This is a genomic window from Thiogranum longum (assembly GCF_004339085.1).
GTDB lineage: Bacteria > Pseudomonadota > Gammaproteobacteria > DSM-19610 > DSM-19610 > Thiogranum > Thiogranum longum.
Genome location: NZ_SMFX01000001.1, coordinates 943,339 through 962,493, shown reverse-complemented (window position 1 = coordinate 962,493; position 19,155 = coordinate 943,339). Strand labels below are relative to the sequence as shown.

General features: G+C 56.7%; 18 protein-coding genes. 9 read left to right on the top strand and 9 right to left on the bottom strand.

Annotation, left to right across the window (positions count from 1 at the left end; genetic code table 11):
* Positions 1 to 85: 85 nt before the first annotated feature.
* From DFR30_RS04850 to DFR30_RS04820, 7 genes are all read left to right on the top strand, one after another.
* Positions 86 to 2,467 (top strand): phosphoketolase family protein, encoded by a 2,382-nt coding sequence (locus tag DFR30_RS04850; RefSeq protein WP_132971594.1) that lies wholly within the window; start codon positions 86 to 88, stop codon positions 2,465 to 2,467.
* Positions 2,468 to 2,479: 12 nt separating this feature from the next.
* The gene (locus tag DFR30_RS04845; RefSeq protein ID WP_132971593.1) at positions 2,480 to 3,187 is read left to right on the top strand and encodes a 2,3-bisphosphoglycerate-dependent phosphoglycerate mutase; all 708 of its coding nucleotides are present in this window, start codon (positions 2,480 to 2,482) and stop codon (positions 3,185 to 3,187) included.
* On the top strand, positions 3,174 to 4,112 hold the full coding sequence (locus DFR30_RS04840; protein WP_132971592.1) for a bifunctional enoyl-CoA hydratase/phosphate acetyltransferase: 939 nt from the start codon (positions 3,174 to 3,176) through the stop codon (positions 4,110 to 4,112). Before DFR30_RS04845 ends, DFR30_RS04840 begins: the two co-directional genes overlap by 14 nt.
* A 45-nt stretch (positions 4,113 to 4,157) precedes the next feature.
* Positions 4,158 to 5,180, top strand: a complete 1,023-nt coding sequence (locus DFR30_RS04835) for a class I fructose-bisphosphate aldolase (protein ID WP_132971591.1) — start codon at positions 4,158 to 4,160, stop codon at positions 5,178 to 5,180.
* Positions 5,181 to 5,269: 89 nt separating this feature from the next.
* On the top strand, positions 5,270 to 5,617 hold the full coding sequence (locus DFR30_RS04830) for a carboxymuconolactone decarboxylase family protein (RefSeq protein ID WP_132971590.1): 348 nt from the start codon (positions 5,270 to 5,272) through the stop codon (positions 5,615 to 5,617).
* Between the two features lies 1 nt (position 5,618).
* Positions 5,619 to 6,689, top strand: coding sequence for a thiamine pyrophosphate-dependent enzyme (locus tag DFR30_RS04825; protein ID WP_132971589.1), 1,071 nt, complete (start codon positions 5,619 to 5,621; stop codon positions 6,687 to 6,689).
* Positions 6,682 to 7,677: an alpha-ketoacid dehydrogenase subunit beta gene (locus DFR30_RS04820; protein WP_132971588.1), complete on the top strand. Its 996-nt coding sequence runs from the start codon at positions 6,682 to 6,684 to the stop codon at positions 7,675 to 7,677. The genes DFR30_RS04825 and DFR30_RS04820 overlap by 8 nt, the downstream gene beginning before the upstream one ends.
* Positions 7,678 to 7,695: 18 nt before the next feature.
* On the opposite strand, the gene DFR30_RS04815 is transcribed toward DFR30_RS04820, so the two are convergent.
* The 9 genes from DFR30_RS04815 to DFR30_RS04770 form a co-directional block, all read right to left on the bottom strand.
* Positions 7,696 to 8,466 carry a metal ABC transporter permease gene (locus DFR30_RS04815; protein ID WP_132971587.1) on the bottom strand — a complete coding sequence of 257 codons (771 nt, stop codon included), beginning with the start codon at positions 8,464 to 8,466 and terminating at the stop codon, positions 7,696 to 7,698.
* Positions 8,463 to 9,362 (bottom strand): metal ABC transporter substrate-binding protein, encoded by a 900-nt coding sequence (locus tag DFR30_RS04810; protein WP_132971586.1) that lies wholly within the window; start codon positions 9,360 to 9,362, stop codon positions 8,463 to 8,465. Before DFR30_RS04810 ends, DFR30_RS04815 begins: the two co-directional genes overlap by 4 nt.
* 11 nt (positions 9,363 to 9,373) lie before the next feature.
* Positions 9,374 to 10,672: a hypothetical protein gene (locus DFR30_RS04805; RefSeq protein WP_132971585.1), complete on the bottom strand. Its 1,299-nt coding sequence runs from the start codon at positions 10,670 to 10,672 to the stop codon at positions 9,374 to 9,376.
* A 484-nt stretch (positions 10,673 to 11,156) separates the two neighbouring features.
* Complete coding sequence (locus DFR30_RS04795; protein ID WP_132971583.1) at positions 11,157 to 11,804, bottom strand: class I SAM-dependent methyltransferase; 648 nt, start codon at positions 11,802 to 11,804, stop codon at positions 11,157 to 11,159.
* Between the two features lie 13 nt (positions 11,805 to 11,817).
* On the bottom strand, positions 11,818 to 13,230 hold the full coding sequence (locus DFR30_RS04790; RefSeq protein ID WP_132971582.1) for a dihydrolipoyl dehydrogenase family protein: 1,413 nt from the start codon (positions 13,228 to 13,230) through the stop codon (positions 11,818 to 11,820).
* An 18-nt stretch (positions 13,231 to 13,248) separates the two neighbouring features.
* Positions 13,249 to 14,490 carry a hypothetical protein gene (locus DFR30_RS04785; protein WP_132971581.1) on the bottom strand — a complete coding sequence of 414 codons (1,242 nt, stop codon included), beginning with the start codon at positions 14,488 to 14,490 and terminating at the stop codon, positions 13,249 to 13,251.
* 96 nt (positions 14,491 to 14,586) lie between these two features.
* Positions 14,587 to 14,829, bottom strand: coding sequence for an ATP-binding protein (locus DFR30_RS04780; RefSeq protein WP_132971580.1), 243 nt, complete (start codon positions 14,827 to 14,829; stop codon positions 14,587 to 14,589).
* 49 nt (positions 14,830 to 14,878) lie between these two features.
* Positions 14,879 to 15,844 (bottom strand): VTT domain-containing protein, encoded by a 966-nt coding sequence (locus tag DFR30_RS04775; RefSeq protein ID WP_132971579.1) that lies wholly within the window; start codon positions 15,842 to 15,844, stop codon positions 14,879 to 14,881.
* Positions 15,837 to 16,697: a sterol desaturase family protein gene (locus DFR30_RS04770; protein ID WP_132971578.1), complete on the bottom strand. Its 861-nt coding sequence runs from the start codon at positions 16,695 to 16,697 to the stop codon at positions 15,837 to 15,839. Before DFR30_RS04770 ends, DFR30_RS04775 begins: the two co-directional genes overlap by 8 nt.
* Before the next feature lie 116 nt (positions 16,698 to 16,813).
* Between DFR30_RS04770 and DFR30_RS04765 the strand changes: the two genes are divergently transcribed.
* Both DFR30_RS04765 and DFR30_RS04760 read left to right on the top strand, forming a co-directional pair.
* The gene (locus DFR30_RS04765; protein ID WP_132971577.1) at positions 16,814 to 17,482 is read left to right on the top strand and encodes an ArsR/SmtB family transcription factor; all 669 of its coding nucleotides are present in this window, start codon (positions 16,814 to 16,816) and stop codon (positions 17,480 to 17,482) included.
* 109 nt (positions 17,483 to 17,591) lie between these two features.
* Complete coding sequence (locus DFR30_RS04760) at positions 17,592 to 19,124, top strand: SulP family inorganic anion transporter (RefSeq protein ID WP_132971576.1); 1,533 nt, start codon at positions 17,592 to 17,594, stop codon at positions 19,122 to 19,124.
* Positions 19,125 to 19,155 lie beyond the last annotated feature (31 nt).

Here is a 19,155-nt window from a genome sequence, read left to right as displayed (position 1 = left end):
ACAGCCAGACGTAGCGGACGCGCGCAGAATTCCCGGGACGCGACAAGTGAGCGCAACTCACTACAGACAGACAGGGACATCCGGGATGATCGCATCGCATTTTACGCTAACGGACACACCACTCGACAGCCGTGAACTCGAGCTGATCGATGCCTGGTGGCGCGCCGCCAATTATCTTTCCATCGGGCAGATCTACCTGCTGGACAACCCGTTGCTCAAACAGCCCCTGTCACTTGAACACATCAAGCCCCGTCTGCTGGGGCACTGGGGCACCACGCCCGGTCTGAACATGATCTACGCCCACCTCAACCGGGTGATCCGTGTACGCGACCTGAACATGATTTATGTCACCGGCCCGGGTCACGGAGCACCGGGACTGGTAGCCAACACCTACCTAGAGGGAAGTTACAGCGAGCTGTATCCCAATATTACGCAGGACGAAGCCGGCATGAAGCGCCTGTTCAAGCAGTTCTCGTTTCCCGGCGGTATTCCCAGCCATACGGCACCGGAAACGCCCGGCTCGATCCATGAAGGGGGTGAACTGGGCTACTCATTAAGCCATGCCTACGGAGCGGCCTTTGATAACCCTGACCTGATCGTTACCTGCGTGGTCGGCGATGGTGAAGCAGAAACCGGCCCTGCCGCGACGGCCTGGCATTCCAATAAATTCCTGGATCCGCAGCGCGATGGTGCCGTACTCCCGATCCTGCATCTGAACGGCTACAAGATTGCCAACCCGACCGTCCTGGCGCGTATCAGTCGTGATGAATTGATGGACCTGTTCCGTGGCTACGGGTACACCCCGTACCTGATTGAAGGATCCGATCCTCATGCAGTACACCAGGCCATGTCTGCCACACTCGACAAGGTCATCGAGGACATCCACAGTATCCAGAAACAGGCACGTAGCGGCGACATCATGCCTCGTCCACGCTGGCCGATGATTATCCTGCGCACACCCAAGGGCTGGACCTGCCCGAAACAAGTCGATGGCCTGAAACTCGAAGACTACTGGCGTTCCCACCAGGTGCCTTTTGCACAACTGGCAGAAAAGCCGGAGCATATCCGTATCCTTGAACAGTGGATGAAAAGCTATCGACCTGAAGCCCTGTTTGACAGTAGCGGACGATTGATCGCGGAACTGGCCGACCTGTCCCCGCACGGTGAACGCCGCATGGGCAGTAACCCGCATGCCAATGGCGGACTGCTGCTACGTGATCTTAAAGTACCGGACTACCGTGATTACGCCTTTGACGTACCGACGCCCGGCGCCTCGACCGGTGAAGCCACCCGGCGTATGGGCGACTTCCTGCGCGATGTCATGACGCTGAATGCCGAACAAAACAACTTCCGCGTCATGGGACCGGATGAAACCGTTTCCAATCGTCTCGGCGCACTGCTTGAAGTCACGAACAGAACCTGGGAAGCAGAAACCTACGACTATGATGACCACCTGTCACCCGACGGCCGGGTGATGGAAATTCTTTCCGAACATACCTGCCAGGGCTGGCTGGAAGGTTATCTTCTGACCGGCAGGCACGGTCTGTTTTCCTGCTATGAGGCCTTTATCCATATTGTGGATTCCATGTTCAACCAGCATGCCAAGTGGCTCAAGGTCAGCAAGGAAATCCCGTGGCGGCGACCGATTGCTTCTCTGAACATCCTGCTTACCTCACATGTCTGGCGGCAGGATCATAACGGCTTCTCACACCAGGATCCTGGCTTTATCGACCACGTGGTGAACAAAAAGGCCGACATTGTACGTGTCTACCTGCCACCGGATGCCAATACCGCCCTGTGTATTACCCATCGTTGCCTGAACAGCCGCGACCTGGTCAACGTTATCATTGCCGGCAAGCAGCCCGAACCACAGTGGCTGAACATGGATGCCGCAATCCGGCACTGTCATGCCGGCATCGGCATCTGGGAATGGGCCAGCAATGATGCGGAAAGTAACCCCGATGTCATCATGGCCTGCGCCGGTGACGTACCGACGATAGAAACGCTTGCGGCCGTGAAGTTGCTGCGCGAACATCTTCCAGCGCTGAAGATTCGTGTCGTTAACGTCGTCGACCTGATGACATTGCAACCCAGAGAAGAACACCCGAACGGCCTCAGTGATTCCGACTTCGACACCCTGTTCAGCGCCGACAAACCGATTGTGTTCGCATTTCACGGCTATCCCTGGCTGATTCACCGCCTGACGTACCGTCGCACCAATCATCACAACCTGCACGTGCGCGGCTACAAGGAAGAAGGCACAACCACCACTCCGTTCGATATGGCCGTAATGAATGAGCTCGACCGCTTCCACCTGGTCGAGGATGTTGTCAACCGGGTCGAAGGGCTGGGTTCGAAAGGGGTCTATCTCAAACAACTCATGCGCGACAAATTGATCGAACACAAGCAGTACATTACCGATCACGGTCAGGACATGCCGGAAATCCGTAACTGGAGCTGGCAGTAGCCTGGAGATCCTGTGGGACGCCTGACACTCATACGCCATGGCCAGTCGATCTGGAACCAGCAAAACCGCTTTACCGGCTGGATCGATGTCGGGCTCAGCCAGCATGGTTCAGAGGAAGCACAGCAGGCTGCCGCGCGGCTGACCGACCAGCATTTTGACCTGGCATTCACCTCGGCACTGTTGCGCGCCCAGGACACACTGTATGAAATCCTGAAACTGAACCGGCACTGCAACCAGTATCTCCGTGTGCACGAGACAGGTAGCGAGTGGTACGAGCACTTCGTGCCGACAGAAGAGGAAAAAAAGGAATTAAAAATCTACGTCTCCGAAAAACTGAACGAACGTTATTATGGCGACCTGCAGGGACTGAACAAGGACAGGGCCCGCGAACAGTTCGGGCAGGAACAGGTACATATCTGGCGACGCAGTTATGACGTTCCGCCACCCAACGGCGAGAGCCTTGCCATGACGGCGGAACGTACACTCCCCTATTTCAATTCACATATCGTTCCGCACCTGCAACAGGGCCGGCATGTACTGGTGTCGGCGCACGGCAATTCGTTGCGCGCCATGATCATGCATATTGAAAAGATGACGCCGGCGCAGATCCTGGCTTACGAACTGAAGACCGGTACACCGCACTGTTATGATTTCGATGCGAACATGACGCTGCTTGAAAAACGCGTTCTTGAAGGAGATAACAGCCGTGAACACGCCTGAGCAGAACGCCTCGACCGGGGAACGACTGGAACGCTTTATCGAAAAGGCCAGAGCCTTCCCGCCATTAAGGACTGCGGTTGTGGATGCGGGTGAATCGCATGTCCTGGAAGGCATGCTGGAAGCACGTGAAAAGGGATTGATCGACCCGAGTCTTATCGGCCAGCCTGAGCGTATCCGGCAGATTTGCGAGACACTCGCATGCCCGCCACCGGATGAACGCGATATTCACCCGGTCAGCAGCGAGGAAGAAGCTGCCGCACTTGGCGTTGAGCTGGTATCACGCGGTGAAGCCGACGCCCTCGCCAAGGGCTGGATTCATACCGACACACTGATGCACCCGGTACTCAAAACGCTACGTGGCGGACAGCGGGTCAGTCATGTTTTTGTGGCTGATCTTCCCACCTACAGAAAGCTGCTTTTCATTACCGATGCGGCGATAAATATCACCCCGGGACTCATGGAAAAAGCTGACATTGTGCAAAACGCCGTGCACCTGGCGAGGCTGCTGGGTGTCGACACGCCAAAAGTCGCCGCCCTGTCCTCGGTTGAGGTGGTGAAACCTGCCATCCCCTCGACCATAGATGCCGCCTGCCTGAGCAAGATGGCCGAACGGGGTCAGATCCGGCACGCCATCGTGGATGGTCCGCTGGCGTTCGATAATGCCATTTCCCGGGACGCGGCCAATACCAAGCACATTGTCAGTGTCGTTGCAGGTGAGGCGGACATCCTGCTTGCACCCGATCTCGATGCCGGCAACATCCTCGCCAAGGATCTGGAGTACCTGGCCGGTGCAACACTCGCCGGTATTGTCGTCGGTGCCAGGGTGCCCATCATGCTGCCATCGCGTTCTGACCCGCCAGCGGCACGCCTGGCCTCGGCGGCTATTGCCGTACTCATGCACCACCACTGGCCAACGCCGGAATGACAGGAAACAGGTACTGATTTGAATATTGTGAACAGGAGACACGATATGGAATACCAGAGCGAACTTGAAAACACGATCAGGGATATGGTGCAAAAAGGTCGTGGCATCCTCGCCGCTGATGAAAGCTCACCGACCATTGCCAAGCGATTCAAGGCGATTAACGTTGAATCAACAGAAGAAACCCGGCGCGCCTGGCGCAGCCTGCTGGTGACAACCGAAGGCCTCGGTGAATACATCAGCGGAATCATTCTGTTTGAAGAAACCCTTGGACAGAACACACCAGACGGAAAAACCATACCGGAAGCGGCCTGGGCACAAAAGATCGTCCCCGGCATCAAGGTCGACAAGGGCAAGGTCCCGTTGGCGCTGTCACCCGGCGACCTCATCACCCAGGGGCTCGACGGTCTCGCTGATCGCCTGAAGACCTATAAAGCACAGGGTGCACGTTTCGCCAAGTGGCGCGAGGTCTACGCCATCGAAAAACATAACCCGTCACAACACGGCATCGAGGCCAACGCGGAAATGCTCGCGCGCTATGCCGCTGTCTGCCAGGCTGAGGGACTGGTGCCGATTGTCGAGCCGGAAGTCCTGATGGATGGTGATCACGACATCGACCGTCATGCGCAGGTCACAGAAGCCGTGCAACATGCGGTGTTCCACGCCCTGCACCGCCACCACGTGGCGCTTGAACTGATGATCCTGAAACCGAATATGGTACTGCCCGGCAAGGACTGCCGTCGTGCCGAGCCGGATGAAGTGGCCGAAGCCACCCTCAGGGTGCTGCGTCGCACCGTGCCGGCGGCCGTTCCAAGTATTAACTTCCTGTCCGGTGGACAGGGACCGGAAGAAGCTACCGCCAACCTGAATGCGCTGAACCGGCAAGGGGCTGACTCGCCCTGGCGGCTGAGCATTTCCTACGGACGTGCCCTGCAGCAAACGGCACTTCATGCCTGGTTGGGTAAACCGGAGAATGTCCCCGCCGCCCAGAAGGCGCTACTGGAACGCGCACGCCTGAATCACCTGGCCATGCTTGGCGAATACCGGCCCGACATGGAACCTGCCGCCTGAATCATGCGGCCGATTGTCACCCAGGTTGCATCACCGGCGCACTGCTTCACGCAGAATAACCGCTAACCGCTTTCCCGAGGAGAACCCCGATGGGCAGGATGCAGAACAAACTCGATGAGGTCATGGCGCTGACGAAATCCCTGCGCAAGGACTACCCGACTGAAACCAACGCCTTTCTTGGTTTCCTCAGCAAGGCAGAATCCGGCAAGGCACTGGGCATCCGCGACAAGGAGCTGATCAATGTTGCACTCGGCGTGGCGGCCCAGTGTGAATGGTGTATCGCCTTCCACGTCGAACAGGCCGCCAGGGCAGGTGCAAGCCGGGATGAAATCATGGAAGCCGGCTTTATGGCGGTTATCATGCACGGCGGGCCTGCCTACATGTACCTGACACCGCTGCTGGATGCGATTAATGAATTCCTGCCGGAAGCCAGCTGACATGGACAGAGATACCCTGCACCGCTTTTTATATGACATGCTACTGGCGCGTGCATTCGAAGAACGTGCTGCACAGGAATACAGCAATGGCAATATTGCCGGCTTTCTGCACCTGTACCCCGGTGAAGAAGCGGTAGCGGTCGGCGTCATCCATGCCGCAGAGCCCAGTGATTATCTGATCACCACCTACCGCGAACACGTACACGCGCTGGTGCGCGGTATCCCGGCTCGCCAGGTAATGGCGGAACTGTTCGGGCGCCGGGACGGTATCTGCAAAGGCATGGGGGGTTCCATGCACCTGTTCGACAAGCAGTGCCGCTTCATGGGGGGCTACGCTATCGTTGGCGAAACCTTCCCGGTTGCCACCGGCATAGGCTACAGCATTGCACTGCGTGATCTGCCCGAAGCTGTCATCTGCTTTTTCGGTGACGGCGCTGTCAACCAGGGCACATTCCATGAAGCACTGAACATGGCGTCACTGTGGAACCTGCCTGTGCTGTTCGTCTGTGAGAACAACCATTACCAGATCGGCACAGAAATTCATCGTCATTCCGCCGTGGTGGACGTCTACAAGCGTGCCTGCGCCTATAATATCCCGGCCGAAAAACTCGATGGCATGGATGTGATTAATGTCTACGAAGCCACACGGCACGCACTGGCAAAAATCCGTGCCGGCAATGGCCCCCAGTTGCTGGAATTTGAAACCTACCGTTTCCGCGGTCACTCGATGGCCGACGCAGGCAACTACCGACCGCGCTCGGAAGTCAGTTCCCAGGCCAGTCGCGACCCGGTAGAAACCGTTATCCATGAAGCCGGGATCGGATACCCCAGCCAGGCCGAAATTGCCGCTGCCGGGCCTGACCTGGTTGACCAGCTGGTGTGCCACGTCTCGGCCACCGGGCACTTCAATGAACAGCACATTGAAAATGTCCGGCGTGAAATCGATGACGTGGTAGAAGATGCCGTACAGTTTGCACTGTCCAGCCCGTCACCCACCCTGCAGGATGCCCGGGACAGTCTGTACTGCAATCGTCGACATGAAACCCTGCTGGAGGCATCACACCATGACTGAAAACCTGATGCTCTGGCAGGCGCTGAACCGGGCACTCGATATTGAAATGGCGAGTGATGAATCGGTGTTTACGCTCGGCGAAGACGTGGGCCTGTATGGTGGCTCCTACCGTGTAACCGAGGGACTGTATGCAAAATACGGTGAATGGCGTGTTCGCGACACACCGATCTCGGAAGGCGGGTTTACCGGCCTGGGTGTGGGTGCCGCACTCACCGGTATGCGGCCGGTGGTGGAAATCATGACCATCAACTTTGCACTACTGGCACTCGATGCCATTATCAACATGGCCGCCAAGATTCCCTTTATGTCCGGCGGACAGTTTCCCATGCCGCTGGTGATTCGTATGCCGGGCGGTGTTGCCCGGCAGCTTGCTGCACAACACTCACAGCGACTCGAGCACACCCTGATGAACGTCCCCGGCCTGCGCATTGTGGTACCCGCCACACCACAGGATGCCTGGTGGCAACTGCGCCAGGCCATTGCCAGTGATGACCCGGTCATCGTACTGGAACATGAGTTACTGTACTTTGAAAAAGGCAAACTGGATCCTGTTACACCGCCACCACCCATGCACCAGGCAATCGTACGTCGAGAAGGCACGGACCTGACCCTTGTCAGTTACTCAAGAATGGCCAACCTGGCTGTCGAGGCTGCGCAGCAACTGGCGGAACAGAACATCCAGGCCGAAGTGATCGATCTGCGCAGCCTGAGTCCGATTGACTGGGAGACTTGCGCCAGGTCGCTGCACAAGACACACAGGCTGGTGGTGGTCGAGGAAGACTGCCGGTTCGCCGGTGCAGGCGCAGAGATCGCTGCCGGCCTGACCGAACGCTGCTTTTTTGACCTGGATGCCGTACCGGTACGGGTTGCCGGACTGGACATGCCGACACCCTTCAATGCTGAACTGGAAGCGGCGAGTATTCCCCGGGTGGAGGATATTGTCTCGGCTGCGGTTCAATTGACAGGCACAGCATCCCGATCGGGTTGAAAATCATCACCCTTCCCTTCAGGCCGGCATCCGGCGCGACTGAAAGCGTGCGATAACAGCGCCGGATAACAGACCCGTGATGGCCAGCATCCACACCACGGTAGGCCCCGCCGGCCAATCGAATTTCAGCGAGCAGACCAGTCCACCGGCGTAGCCAAGCACACCCAGCAGGGTCCCCGCCACAACGGCCGGCAGGCCTTGCAATCGTCTGACCGCAACAGCCGGGATGATCAGGCTTGAAAACACCAGGTAAACACCCACCAGCTGCACCGAAGCTGTCACCGTAACGGCAAACAACAGATAGAAACGCAGACGCCCCGGTCCCAGCCAGTACCACAGCACAAGCACCGGCAGGTACACCAGGGCAACAAGCCTGAGCTGATCTATATCGACCCACAACAGTTGCCCGGTCAGCAGGTCTGCGACGTGCTCTGCACCGTGAGGATTACCGGATAACAACAGCAAGCCCCCGGTCGCCGCCATGGCAAAGGTGATACCGATCAGCGCTTCCTGCGTCTCCGGCCAGTAGCGCTCAAAACCCCGGATCAGAATGGCGCCGAGCAATGCACTGCCAGCCGCGACTGCCTGGGTTGCCCAGCCACCGACCTCCCAGCCCATCACGCCTGCCGCAATCACGCCCAGGCCGGCGATCTGTGCAACCGCGAGATCGATAAAAATGATACCGCGCTGCAACACCTCGCGCCCCAGCGGCACGTGAGTGGCGATAACCAGCACCCCTGCCAGCATCGGCATAACAATGACATCCAGATCCACCAGCGCCTGCATCATGGCACAACCGCCAGCAACCGCTGCAGCGTATCATCGTAGAGACCAAACAGATCATTGGCTTTTTCCGAGCCACCCACGGTAAACGGTAATGAAACCTCCGCAATACCGGTATGCCGGGACAACCACTTCGATGCGCGGTCGTCCTGGTAAGCGGCGTGCAGTATCGCGCTGGCCGGATGCTGCTCCAGTGTCCTGACCAGCCGCGCGAGATCGGCACTACTGGGTGGCACGCCAGGCTTCGGTTCAATCGTGGCCACCTGCTTCAGACCCAGCCACTGCTCAAGATACAGCCAGCTGTTGTGCTGCACGACAACCGCCATACCTTTAAGCGGTGCGGCCTGTTTCTCCCAGCGCGAGATAGCGGCCTGCCAACGCTGCAGGAAGTCATCGAGGTTGTTCCTGTACTGCCCGGCATGTTCCGGATCAACGACAGCGAGGCGTTGTGCAAGCAACCGGGCAACGGCTGTGAGGTTATTCGGGTTCATCTGGATATGCGGGTTACCCGAAGCATGAATATCGCCCTGGGCACGGTCCAGCCGCTGTGGTCGATCGAGTAACGTAACAGCTGACGACGCCTCCACGTACCCCGGCTGCCCGGGCAGAATCTGTGGATTATTTGCCCGCCGTAACAACAGCGGCAGCCAGCCGGCTTCGAGACCGGCGCCCGTGCATATCACCAGGTCGGCTTTACGCATACGCGAAATCAGGCTCGGTCGTGCCTGTATGTGATGCGGGTCTTGCAAGGCGTTGGTTGCCGATGACACCTTCACCTGTTCACCCGCGATCTCCCGGGTCAACGCGGCCCATTCGGGCTCGCAGGCAAACACGGAAATCGCAGCCATAACGGGGAGTGGCAAGCTGAACAGCACACCGAACCAGAGCATAAAACGCAACATGACCAACTCCTTCAGAATGGATGCGCGCCGTGCGCACCCATACTGTATATGTATTGAAGATAAAGACGATCCACCGCCCGAACATCCGAGTTGTCACGACTGTATTGCAGTCGCAATCGACTGAACTCGCTTCGCGACCAGTCCACCATCAACGACCAGGTATCCGGTGACTCGCCGAGCGGGTCCAGTGTCGTTCCGTCAAACGCCGCACCCGGGTTACCGGCGTTCAGCCACGAATAACGCAGGCCGGTGCGCCACTGCGGCATAAACTTGTAAACCGCATTGACATAACCGCCCGATTGGTCTTCGTCGTACGGCAGACTGCCGCCACCGGCAGGCCGAAAACGTCCGTCCTGGTTTTGCCAGAACAACGCACCTTCAAGTTTCGCACTGTGTCGATAGCTATTGCCGTTCGGCGCCCACTTCCAGACAGCATCGGCAATGGCCAGCCTCACATCACCATTGAACTGGCTGCCATCAACCGAGTCACGATCCTTCGCGCGCGCCGCCATCCATGAAATACCGGCCTTCCAGCTGTGACTGATACCCGCATCGCCACCGGCATGTGCAAACACATCCCAGACACCCCGGCCCTGGTGCCCCGCACCGGCGGCCGGGAAATTGTCGCCACGCAGATACTCGGCACCGAACTCCAGGAACGGGTCGGTCGGCGCCAGCCAGCGCAGCTGTACACCATCATCGAGGTATTGCCCGCCGAGAAACATGCGGTACGCCAGTGAACGATCGACAAAGTCATCGGCATGCGCATGAAACTCATTGCGGTAACCAACTGCAGAAAAGAAACGACCACCACGGAAAGTCAGATCGTAAGGTAATGCCAGACTCTGAAACCAGGCTTCTTCAACACCGACCTCGGTAGACTCGCTGGTATCCGACACCGCCAGCGTCAGGTTGCCCAGCCAGCGATCATCGATGTTGGCGGTGATATTCAGCTCGGACTCGCCGACCGAGAAACCCTCAACACCGGGATCAGACTCGCCGCCGGACATCATGCCGGGCACCCTCGCGTCATTATTTGAAGAAAAGTCTGCCAGGGTACCGGTCAACACCACACTGATAGCGGGATTGAAATCGTTGGCGCGTTCCTGCGCAACCGGAGCAACAGTAACAGGCGGTACGGAAGCCGCACTCTGCTGCTGCGTATTTTTCTCAAGTAATTCAATACGCGTTTCGAGTGCCTTGACGCGTGCCTCATAGGCTGCGCGTATATCCGATAGTTCCCGGTGCAACGCTTCAATGTCTTCTGGTGAAGCAGCCAGTACGCCAGACGCCGCAACGGCAAGCGCCATAAATACAACTCTCCTTGCAAGCATGATGGGTCTCCCAATACAAAAATCGATCAATCGCGTATGCAATGCGCCATGCGCTTACAACACGAAAAAGAAGAAACAGGAATTTGTACTAAACGACGGGAGGTGGCGCGCGGGAGCGGAAGGAAGACGAAATTTCCGGTATCGGAGAAATGTACGGTATCGTCACATCGAAGGAACACAAAACCACCACTGGAAGCACCATTCCAGTAGACGGAATAGCATGACTGGCATGAGTGGCATATACGCACAGGGCACAGTCATGACCGGACACCTGGCCGGCCTCATGCCGGTGCACAGATGCAAGCGACTGCGCACACAGGAACACCAGGATCAACGCCTGGTAAACCAGGCGGCGTCCAGCGCAGGTTTTTGCAAGTGCCATAATCATCGTCTGAATACTACACCAGTTTTTGAGTGCAAAACACAATACTACTGGCCAGCCACCGGAAGAAAGACGAGGTTATTTCCTCAACCCGACTGCCAGAAAACCACCCAGGAGAAGCGTATTCGGCGTCAATTGTTCACACCAGCGTGCTATAAGTGACCCTTGGGGAAGAAAAACAGCACTACGTAGAATAATTTCACCAGGTGTCGGTGCGAGCACAGGCACCCATGTCTTCAGAACCTCACCGGGTGTATCCCATCGAGCACCGGAATAACTGCCCTGCCCTTTTTTTCTCCGGTATAGCAGACTGTGACGGTTAAGCAACCCGAGTACACATGCACGACGGGTGACACGCCACATTTCCTGCAAGGCCGCTATCGGGTCATCAACAAAACACAGACTGGTCACGGCAGTCGTATAGTCAAATGCATTATCGGGAAATGGCAGCTCCAGAGCACTCCCTTGCAGGTAATGAACAGCTTCACCTTGCATCCCGGCAAATTCCAGTGCCTCGGGATCCGGGTCAATTCCGGTCACCGACAAACCCGGCCGGGATAAACGACGGCTAAAATAACCGGTTCCACAACCGACATCCAGCAGTGAAGCTCCAGCTTCGGGTCTGAGCAGGCTTTTCAGAAGCGTAAATTCACGTTCGGCAATCCATTGGCCACGTGGCGCGTGATACCAGGCTTCGTAGGCGGCCGGACCCGTAGTGCTTTTCATTGTGGCAACCTTTTCAGGGCACCAGGCGGTTAATCCACTTAACCAGTCGCCGGGTACCCGGGCTGAACAGTTTCTTTCCATAGAATGTATTGACTGTGCGCCGGTGGACCTGCGCCAGTGTCGGGTAGGCATGGATGGTGGCCGAAATGTCTCCGATATTGGCGCCGGTCTTCATGGCCAGCGCGATTTCATGAATCAGCTCCCCGGCATGCGGGCCGAGTATGGATGCACCGAGTATTTTTTTCTTGTGTACAACCAGCTTGGCAAGGCCGGCGGTTTCCCTGTCGGTAATCGCACGATCGATGTCCTGGAAAGGGAAGCGCAGTACTTCGGGTTCGATACCCGTGTCGCGCGCCTGCTGTTCTGTCATGCCCACCCGCGCCAGCTCAGGATCAGTATAGGTTACCCAGGGAACCACCCGGTAATCGGTTTTCTTCGGTACCCGGAAGATCGCGTTGCCGATTACGATACCGGCCTGGTATTCTGCCATGTGTGTCAGCGGGTATGGCCCGCACACATCACCGCAGGCATAGATATGTTTCTGTGAAGTCCGTTGTCGCCGGTCCACCGGAATACCCTTTTCTGTATGTACGACACCTGCCATGTCCAGACCCAGACCCTCGACCACGGGACGACGCCCGACCGCGACCAGTAATGCATCGGTTTCCAGTGTCAGCCCTTCACTGCATCCAACAAGCGTTGTATATCCGTCCCGGGAAACACGTTCGACTGTCGTAGCCACGTGTATAACCATCCCTTCCGACTCAAGCTGTGTCCGCAAGGCATCCGCCACTTCCGGGTCTTCCTGTGGCAGGAGATGTGGCAAACGTTCAACAACAGTAACCTGACTACCAAGACGCGCAAAAGCCTGCGCCATCTCCAGGCCAACCGGACCACCACCCAGCACGACCAGTCGCCGGGGCAGATCGCGTAAAGCGAACAGGTCTTCGTTGGTCAGGTAGCCCGCATCTTGCAGGCCCTCAATCGGTGGCACAAAGGGTTGTGATCCGGTTGCAATTACAAACCGCCTGCCCCGGATCACCTGGTCATTGACCTGTACCTTGCGGGGATTAATGAACGCGGCCATGCCAAACAGCACTTCGCAACCGTAACTTCTGAAACGTTCCGGGTCATCGTGTACCTGGATGCGCTCGATTACAGACTGCACATGATCGGCCACCTTACCAAGGTCCACATCCGCTTCGCAGGCCGGCAAGCCGAATTCGGGACCGCGACGCATCAGCGATGCAACCCGGGCGGCATGGATAAGTGTCTTGCTGGGCACACAGCCGTAGTGCAGGCAGTCGCCACCCAGCTTGTCGGCTTTTTCAATCAGTGTGACTTTCAGCCCGAGCTGCGCCGCTACGCTGGCAACCACAAGCCCGCCGGCGCCGCCGCCAAGAATAACCAGATCACGTGCTTTCATCCTTGTCCCCCTTGTGATTCAACCGGCGCCCGGAGAAAGTCTTTCGCGAAAGACTTCAAATTCGATTGGCTCGCTGTTCTTATAGCCGATTCGCTTGCGTCGACGTTCATTCAGCAAATGGTACCGCACAACAGCTTCAACAACTGCCGGTTTATGCTGACCGTCTTCGGGGACCGACAAGGTATAACTTCGGGGTTGCCAGCGCGGCAAACGGGTATCCCAAAGGTCAACAATGAAGGGGCGCCACATAACCGTGCGCTTGATTGTATGTTTTTCTACCTTCAAAACCCGGCTTGCAGTGTCCAGAACACGCAGCTCAATACTCAGGTAGCGGTCGGGTGTCCCGGTGGGAATATAGTGTGCCGCACCGGTATTGGTGATGGTCAAAACAAATTGTTGTTCACCGGCCTGTTTGTCCGCTTCTTCAAACCTGACCTCCAGCCCCTGCCTGACCATCGCCGGCTCATGGCCACCACGCCATAAATGCTGCCGTGTCGGGCGCACCTTCCCACCTTCCACCAGGGGGCGTTCAAGCAGTGGCATGTGGCACTGCACACAACCCAGCGAACGGGTATCGGTCATCGTCACCTCGCCGGTATTGCCAGTGATCTTATCTAGTGGCATTGACCTGGATTCCGCCGGCGTCAGTCCATTAAGGGTGCTGGAACGAATCTCGGCCACTGTTCCGCAAGGCGGGAAACGGAAGAAGGTATCCCAGCGATCACCTTCCACAATGTGACAACGCACACACACCTGATTTGGATCTTCCAGTTTCTTTACCGGGTGAGGTGCATCGGTATTCCCCAGTACACCCACGATTTTTCCCTCCCGATAATGACAGGCGGCACAGGTCACACCTTCGTGCTGAAGCCCGGGATCAAAATCTGCATTGTCCACCAAAACCGGATCCCACTTGTCCTTGTCGCGGTATCCCAATATCCGGTGCGGCTGCTGACGGTCGAGCGGCGTATGGCACAACCTGCAAATATGTTGCGATTCATCAAACTGCCAGTCAGCCTGGAAATAAGGATCAGTCCAGGCCTGGCTATGGATCGTGGTACGCCACTCCTCATGGAAAGCCGGATGACAAACGGCACAATCGCCTGCACTCAATGCGCCCAGCACCGGCGGTGCTTGTGTGGTATCGACCGGCCAGGCAAAGCGATCATCGACGACAAAGATATTCAGCGGCCGGATAAAGCGCCAGGCCAGGAAGATGGCCAGCAACAAAACCGGCAACACATAAAACGCTCTCTTCATAATTAAAAAACCCCGTCATTGCAATGCCTTGACCCGCAAGTGCAAGGTATCGTAATAACGGGTAGTAGAGACATTTTTGATGACGGCCAAATGCAACTAGAAGCTTGCCATGACTGCTTTCTCGTCACACTTCCTGATCTCCGCGAGTAATGATTGCGAGTTAACTGCCTCGGGGTTATACGCTACTACCAGGGCATGCGGATGGTCTTCCTCGTTAAAATGTACCGAGACCACACCGTCTTTTGCCCTCAGTCCTTCCTCGATCTGGCCTTTGCACTCAGGTGTCGCATCAGGATGCAGGTGAACCACAATGTCAGCAATGCTAATGTCAGTATTCATAACAACCTCCTTTGGATAACTCACACGACCTGCACACAGTCGCTTGTCGTCAAACCACGGGCAGGCCTGCATCTATCCACTTTGTCATGCCTCCGCGCACCACGTGCACGTCAGCAAAGCCTTCCTCTGCCAACAGCAGTTCCGCCTTTGCGGAACGTTTGTCGGTTCGGCATACAATGGCGACCGGGCGCTCAAGGTAATCACCCAGTTCATCCATACGCTGTTCAAGTTCTTCGACCGGGATATTGACGGCCCCCTCGATATGACCTTGCTCACCGACAAAATCACCGGCGGTCCGCACGTCGAGTACCAGCAAATCCTTGCGGGTATCACGCATCTGTTTGAAGGTTTCTGTGTCGATCATGGGACCACTGCGCAAACTGGCAATCAGGCGCGGTAAAAATGCAACGACGGCCAGCAAGGCCAGTGCCATGAGGCCTTTCTGGATCATTCCCTCGCCCCCGGCAACGGCTTCACGCCCGGCATAACCCAGGTAGGTGAAGGCAACCGCGGCCGGCAACATAAACACGGCCGTCGCCAGGATGTAATGTGACAATCGCAACCGCGTAAGGCCCAGTGCGTAATTCAACAGGTTGAACGGGAATAAAGGCACCAGGCGCACAAAGGCAACAAACCGCCAGCCCTCGCCTTCAACGCCGTTGATCAACTGTTTCACTCGACCGCCAGCTTTTTCAGCCACCCAGTCCGAAGCCAGGTAACGTGCAATCAGAAAGGCCAGGGTAGCACCGAGGGTGGCGCCTGCCAGGTTATAAACCGTACCCAGTACAGGACCAAATAATGCGCCACCCGCCAGGGTAAGCACCGAGCCGGGAAGAAACAGCACAGCAGCCAGCGCGTAAGCCAGCATGAACAACAAAGGTGCTACCGGCCCGGCGTCATGCACCCAGGCCTCCAGTGCTGCGCCATCGAAGCGGTCGCGGTAAATTACGGCCAGTGTAATCGCAGCAACAAGCCCGACAAACAGGGCAATGCGCATAAGGTGATTGTTATTCATGATTGTCTTTCCATTCGCGGCGATTGATTGCGTAACCCTGTACCTTGCCCACAAAGGGAATCGCCAGCATACCCGGCAGCCAGCTGCACCACTTGTCATCGCGGAAGGTACGGATGCCAATCGTCATACCTTCATGCCCGGCACGTGGCTGAGCGCGGTAAGTGCCGAACAAACGGTCCCACCAGGGCAGGTTGAAACCGAAATTACTGTTGGTTTCATCGTCTTCGACAGAATGATGTACGCGATGCATGTCCGGTGTAACAACGATAAGCCGAAGAAAACGATCAACTGTTTCAGGAAGGCGCACATTACCGTGATTAAACATGGCGGTGGCGTTCAACAGCACTTCAAAAACGACGACAGCCACGATCGGCGGTCCCAGTAGCATGATCACGGCAAACTTGATAAGCATGGAGAGCAGTATTTCGAGGGTATGGAAGCGTGCACCTGTGGTGACGTCATAATCCAGGTCGGCATGATGTACGCGGTGGAAACGCCACAGCAGCGGGACGGCATGCACCATCACATGCTGTAACCAGATAAAGAAATCCATCACCACCACGGAAGCCAGCACGGCCACCCAGAAAGGGGCATCGATATAGTTGAACAGACCCCAGCCCTGCTCACGGGCAAACACCGCCATGCCTACTGCCGCCGCAGGGAACACCAGACGCAGGATAAAGCTGTTGAAAAAAACCAGCCCCAGGTTATTGGCCCAGCGCACAGCTTTGGACGTCTTCAACTGCCGACGAGGTGAGATCATTTCCCACAACGCCATGACCGCGAAGATGCCGAGAAAGAAACCCAGCCGGATCGGTACTTCGTTGGCCATAATGAAATCGTTCAGATTCATGGACACTTGCCCTCTGGTCTTGCAGATTGCCCCCAACCGGCCACCTGCTATAATTCATTTTAGATGCAAACTATTCAATAGATTAGTTGAATAATATATTAATCGATGCCGGGATTATGTCAAGCCACAACTTCAAACATGATTTATTTGTCCAGTTCGCCCGGGTCGGCAAGGCTTTGAGCAATGCCAACCGACTGGAATTGCTGGAATATATTGCCCAAGGCGAGCGTAGCGTGGATGAACTGGCCAAAGTGTCGGGCCTGACCGTCGCCAACACCTCGCAGCACCTCCAGCAGCTACGCCAGGCGGGTCTGGTGCGCTGCCGCAAGGAAGGGCTGAAGGTGTTCTATACCCTGAGCGGCGATGACGTGATCGGCCTTCTCGATGCCCTGCGCGGTGTCGCTGAACGCCATGTGGCCGATGTGGAAAAACTGGTCAATACTTACCTGACCGTCAAGGATGAACTGGAACCCCTGCCCCGCCAGGAACTCCTCGAACGCGTGCGGGATGGCCTGGTCACGGTGCTGGATGTCCGGCCGCCCGAAGAATATGCCGCTGGACACGTTGCTGGCGCGATCAACGTTCCGCTCTCCGAGCTGGAAGATCACCTCATGGCGCTTAACCCTGACCAGGAAATTGTAGCCTATTGCCGTGGCCCGCACTGTGTACTCGCCTATGACGCCGTTGCGCGTTTAAGAGAGAGGGGTTTGAAGGCACGACGCCTGGAAGACGGTTACCCGGAATGGAAGACTGCTGGCCTGCCCGTCAAGACGGGCTCAAGCTGACCAGGGTCTGGAACATCCCATTCACGCCGGCTCTTTTGTTTAGCGGCTCTTAATATGCTAATATTGTCGGCTTTTCCGCCGTTGATTTCCCATGCCTTAGAGGGCGTCCATGCTTTTTAACTTCGAATGCACCGAAAGGGGCTGCCCCAAGAACGATATCCTGTCCGGCCTGACCGTCGCCCTGGCGCTGGTGCCCGAGGCGGTGGCATTTGCTTTTGTGGCCGGTGTCGCACCACTGGTCGGACTGTATGCGGCTTTCATGGTCGGACTGATTACCGCAGTGATTGGTGGCCGACCAGGGATGATCTCCGGTGCAACCGGTGCACTCGCCGTAGTCATGGTCAGCCTGGTGGCCCGGCATGGTGTCGAATACCTGTTCGCTGCTGTCGTGCTGATGGGCGTTATACAGATCAGCGTCGGTCTGTTAAGGCTCGGCAAGTTTATTCGTATCGTGCCGCACCCGGTCATGCTGGGTTTCGTCAACGGCCTTGCGATTGTCATTTTTCTTGCCCAGCTGAACAACTTCAAAATCGAGGATCAGGCCGGCAACCTTCAGTGGATGCAGGGTCCAGCACTGTGGATCATGCTGGGCCTGGTTGCGCTGACCATGCTCATCATCAAGTACCTGCCGAAACTGACCACGGCTGTACCTTCATCGCTGGCAGCCATTGTGACCGTTTCCCTGCTGGTAATCTTCGTCGGCCTGGATAGCCGCACCGTGGGTGACCTGGCGTCGATTGCCGGTAGCCTGCCGGAGTTTCACCTCCCGATGGTGCCGTTCAACCTGGAAACACTGAGAATTATTCTGCCCTACTCGGTTATTCTTGCTGCCATCGGCCTGATCGAATCCCTGCTGACCATGAGCCTGATCGACGAACTCACCGAAACCCGCGGCCAGGGCAACCGTGAGTGCATCGGCCAGGGCGTAGCCAACAGTGTCACGGGGCTGTTTGGTGGTATGGGCGGTTGCGCCATGATCGGCCAGAGCATTATCAATATTAATTCCGGGGGACGTGGCCGGCTGTCCGGCATCAGCGCCGCACTGTTCCTGTTGCTGTTTATCCTGTTTGCCTCGGGCCTGATCGAAAAAATCCCGCTTGCGGCCCTGACCGGTGTGATGTTCATGGTCGTTATCAGCACCTTTGAATGGTCAAGCCTGCGTATTATCCGCAAAATCCCGGCCAGTGATGCGTTTGTGCTGGTACTGGTATCCGCCGTCACCGTTATATCGGACCTGGCGATCGCTGTGGTTGTTGGCGTGATTGTGTCCGCGCTGGTGTTTGCCTGGGAACATGCCAAACACATACGCGTCGATAGCCATATTGACGAAAACGGCTCGAAAGTCTACGAACTGCATGGCCAGCTGTTTTTTGCCTCGGTCAAGAATTTCCAGGACTTTTTCAATATCAGGGAAGACCCTGATGACGTTATTATCGACTTCCAGCATTCGCGCGTCATGGATCACTCGGCAATCGATGCCATCGACTCGCTGGCCGAACGCTACCTGAATGCCGGAAAAACCCTTCACCTGCGCCACCTTAGCCCGGAATGTGTCAAGGTCCTGCACAAAGCCGGCGACCTGGTAGAAGTAAACGTTATGGAAGATCCGCGCTATCATATAGCGGTAGACGAACTCGCCTGACGCTTTCGACCGGACCACGGGAATACAGACA

Coding starts and splice junctions, on each gene's coding strand:
- DFR30_RS04850 (WP_132971594.1), top strand. CDS start 86: ATGATCGCATCGCATTTTACGCTAACGGACACACCACTCGACAGCCGT.
- DFR30_RS04835 (WP_132971591.1), top strand. CDS start 4,158: ATGGAATACCAGAGCGAACTTGAAAACACGATCAGGGATATGGTGCAA.
- DFR30_RS04830 (WP_132971590.1), top strand. CDS start 5,270: ATGGGCAGGATGCAGAACAAACTCGATGAGGTCATGGCGCTGACGAAA.
- DFR30_RS04825 (WP_132971589.1), top strand. CDS start 5,619: ATGGACAGAGATACCCTGCACCGCTTTTTATATGACATGCTACTGGCG.
- DFR30_RS04820 (WP_132971588.1), top strand. CDS start 6,682: ATGACTGAAAACCTGATGCTCTGGCAGGCGCTGAACCGGGCACTCGAT.
- DFR30_RS04815 (WP_132971587.1), bottom strand. CDS start 8,466: ATGATGCAGGCGCTGGTGGATCTGGATGTCATTGTTATGCCGATGCTG.
- DFR30_RS04810 (WP_132971586.1), bottom strand. CDS start 9,362: ATGTTGCGTTTTATGCTCTGGTTCGGTGTGCTGTTCAGCTTGCCACTC.
- DFR30_RS04805 (WP_132971585.1), bottom strand. CDS start 10,672: ATGGCGCTTGCCGTTGCGGCGTCTGGCGTACTGGCTGCTTCACCAGAA.
- DFR30_RS04795 (WP_132971583.1), bottom strand. CDS start 11,804: ATGAAAAGCACTACGGGTCCGGCCGCCTACGAAGCCTGGTATCACGCG.
- DFR30_RS04790 (WP_132971582.1), bottom strand. CDS start 13,230: ATGAAAGCACGTGATCTGGTTATTCTTGGCGGCGGCGCCGGCGGGCTT.
- DFR30_RS04785 (WP_132971581.1), bottom strand. CDS start 14,490: ATGAAGAGAGCGTTTTATGTGTTGCCGGTTTTGTTGCTGGCCATCTTC.
- DFR30_RS04780 (WP_132971580.1), bottom strand. CDS start 14,829: ATGAATACTGACATTAGCATTGCTGACATTGTGGTTCACCTGCATCCT.
- DFR30_RS04775 (WP_132971579.1), bottom strand. CDS start 15,844: ATGAATAACAATCACCTTATGCGCATTGCCCTGTTTGTCGGGCTTGTT.
- DFR30_RS04770 (WP_132971578.1), bottom strand. CDS start 16,697: ATGAATCTGAACGATTTCATTATGGCCAACGAAGTACCGATCCGGCTG.
- DFR30_RS04765 (WP_132971577.1), top strand. CDS start 16,814: ATGTCAAGCCACAACTTCAAACATGATTTATTTGTCCAGTTCGCCCGG.
- DFR30_RS04760 (WP_132971576.1), top strand. CDS start 17,592: ATGCTTTTTAACTTCGAATGCACCGAAAGGGGCTGCCCCAAGAACGAT.